Below are 2407 nucleotides of genomic sequence, written 5' to 3' on the forward strand. Positions count from 1 at the left end.
TAGAAGAAGGTATTGCTAATGTAGTGTTAGAAGCGATGCAACATAAAACCTTGGTGTTAAGTACCAATTGTGGTGGTATGGATGAGGTGGTTATAGATGGGAGTACAGGTTTTATGGTACCCATACGCAACGCAAAAGCAATTGCTGCTAAAATAACAGAAATAATGGCTATGCCTAAAGCAACAAAAGAAGCCATACGTACGCAGGCATTACAAACCTTAAAAGCACAGCATAGCGAACAGCAGATGGTAGATCAGATGCTAACCTTATACCATAGCTTATAATATGAATCCAAAAAAGAAAGCGACACCAAGCATTGGTATAGTGTTAAATACCGTACCTAAATACTCCGAAACTTTTTTTAGAAATAAAATAAAGGGACTGCAAGCCGCTGGTTGTCGTGTAGTGCTGTTTGTAGACTATATACATGTCGATGATGCCGATTTCGATTGTAAAGTGGTAGCAGGCAAAAATTTTAATTCAGGAAGTATAAAAAATCTATGGTATGCTTTTTTAGCTGTAGTGCAGTCTATTTTTGTACACCCCAAACGTAGTTACCGTTTGTTGAAGCAAAACAAAAAAGATGGTATTCGCCTTAAAGCAAACCTAAAAAGCGGGATACTTCATTCGTTTTTTTTTAAAGAATCGGTAGACTGGTTGCACTTTGGTTTTGGTATGCTTGCGGTGCATCGAGAAAATGTGGCGGCGGCGATGCATGCTAAAATGGCGGTAAGTTTTAGAGGTTTTGATTTGTATTTATCGCCTTTAAAACATCCAGGCTGTTATGATTTATTGTTTACCAAAGAGGTGCAATACCATGTGTTATCACAAGAAATGAAACAGGAATTACAAGGCCATCAAATTCCTGTAAACCAAATAAAAGTGATTACCCCAGCAATAGATACCCAGTTTTTTACAACAAACAAAAGGAGCAAGCCTGACAGCGTATTACAACTAACAACAGTAGCACGTTTACACTGGAAAAAAGGATTAGAATATACCTTAGAAGCTTTAGCTATTTTAAAAAAGAAAGGAATAGCCTTTCAGTACACCATTATAGGAACAGGGGAAGAACAGGAACGCCTAGTATTTGCAGCCCACCAACTAGGTATTCGAGAGCATATTACCTTTGCTGGAAAACAATCGCAATCTGAAATAAAAAAACGCTTAGAACAAACCGCTATTTATTTGCAATATAGTATTCAAGAAGGTTTTTGTAATGCGGTATTAGAAGCACAAGCCTTAGGAGTATTATGTATCGTCTCTAATGCCGAAGGATTGGCAGAAAATGTGCTAGATACAACAACCGGTTGGGTATTGCCAAAACGAAAACCAGAAGCCTTGGCAACCAAAATAGAAATGGTGCATACCTTACCGGAAGAAGAAAAACAAAAAATAAGCAAAGCAGCCATAGCTAGAGTACAACAAAACTTTGGTTTAAAGCAACAACAAGAAGCATTTGCACATTTTTATGGTGTAAATAAAGAAATTTAAGAGTTTAGTGCTTATTCTTTTGTAGCTTTTTCTTAAAGCGTAAGGTTTTTTAATACATAATATCTATTATTGTAAAACCATTAGAATTAAACATACTATCTATACCTAAATATGACACAATATGAATTTATGCGCTGGCTTACTTTTCCTATCATGCCGACGCATTTAGTAACGGTACGTAACAATATAAAAAATCTGGTAAAGCAGCATAAAAAAGAAGGGGTAACTCCTTCGGTATTAGATGTTGGTGGTCGTAAATCGCCATATACCATTAATGTACCAGCAGATGTTACCCTCTTAGATGTACCGCAAGAAGAAGGAACACGAGAGGCCTTAAACTTAGGTTTTACTAAAGATATTTTAACTACCATACAAAAGAAGCGTAGTAATATAAAAGATGTGGTTATTGAAGATATGACGACCTCTACCTTAGCAGACGCTAGTTATGATGCCGTGGTATGTATAGAAGTAATAGAGCATGTTGAAGCAGATGCTGTGTTTGTAAAGAATATTGCCAAAGTGATAAAAAAAGGAGGTTGGGCTTATTTTACAACCCCTAATGGCGATTTTATAAAAAACGAAGGCCCGCATAAAAACCCCGATCATGTAAGGCATTATACACGATTAGAATTACAGACTTTGTTAGAAAAATATTTTGATAACGTAGATGTACATTATGGGGTGAAAACGGGAAAATATCGTGTGCAAGGATTAAAAAGCTATAGCTTAAAAAGACCAATACAAACCATACAATCTATTTTTTCTAATATTATCAATAGGGCGCAATCTAAAGGGGTAGAAAATACGGCTGAAGAAACGGCGCATTTAATTGCTATAGGGTATAAATAATATATGAAGCAGAAAGTCTTTATTTTAGGATTTCAGAAAACAGGAACAACCTCTTTAGAACATG

3 protein-coding genes are annotated in these 2407 nt (G+C 36.0%); all 3 read left to right on the forward strand.

Features of this window, described 5'->3' with window-relative positions:
- On the forward strand, positions 1 to 284 hold a 284-nt coding region (locus ABJI11_RS17430), incomplete at its 5' end, for a glycosyltransferase (protein WP_348355161.1).
- Position 285: 1 nt separating this feature from the next.
- The gene (locus ABJI11_RS17435; RefSeq protein WP_348355164.1) at positions 286 to 1494 is read left to right on the forward strand and encodes a glycosyltransferase family 4 protein; all 1209 of its coding nucleotides are present in this window, start codon (positions 286 to 288) and stop codon (positions 1492 to 1494) included.
- 111 nt (positions 1495 to 1605) lie between these two features.
- On the forward strand, positions 1606 to 2343 hold the full coding sequence (locus tag ABJI11_RS17440; protein WP_348355167.1) for a class I SAM-dependent methyltransferase: 738 nt from the start codon (positions 1606 to 1608) through the stop codon (positions 2341 to 2343).
- The last annotated feature ends 64 nt before the right edge of the window (positions 2344 to 2407 follow it).

The sequence above is a fragment of the Maribacter sp. genome, assembly GCF_039968975.1.
In the GTDB taxonomy this organism is placed as follows: Bacteria; Bacteroidota; Bacteroidia; order Flavobacteriales; family Flavobacteriaceae; genus Maribacter.